Genomic DNA, 429 nt, shown 5'->3' on the forward strand with positions numbered 1-429 from the left:
ATCGCGCGCGTGGCGACATCTACCGCGATGGTCATCTCGGGTCGGCCGAGCATCCCGTCGTCGAATAGGGCGAGGACGTCCAAGCGTGTGGTGTCGATCTGCACCTACTCCCCGGGCCGCAGCGCGACGGTGGGAGTGTGGCCGCGTCCGTCCTCGGTGATGGGCGTGGTGCGCACAGAGCGTGCGGGATGGTCGGCGGGGCCGGCGAGCTGACGGACGAGCCGGTAGAAGGTCGCCTGGGCCGGCATCGGCACGCTGCCGCCGTGACGGTCCTGAAGGACCTGTGCGACCCGTGGCATCAGCGCGCTGATGGTGCCCTTGGAGCGGCCCCGCTGCTTGCGCAGCACGTCTTTGACTGCGGATACCTGCTGCGCGTAGCGGAGACGGCCAGGCTGCGCCCGCCCCAGCCGCCCACAGTCCGCCGCAAAG

Annotated in this window: 1 pseudogene; it reads right to left on the minus strand. The window is 70.6% G+C overall.

The features are described from left to right. Positions 1-104 precede the first annotated feature (104 nt). Positions 105-429: pseudogene (locus IE312_RS43545) on the minus strand (hypothetical protein); the annotation flags it as partial.

This window comes from Streptomyces capoamus, from assembly GCF_014654935.1.
In the GTDB taxonomy this organism is placed as follows: domain Bacteria; phylum Actinomycetota; class Actinomycetes; order Streptomycetales; family Streptomycetaceae; genus Streptomyces; species Streptomyces capoamus.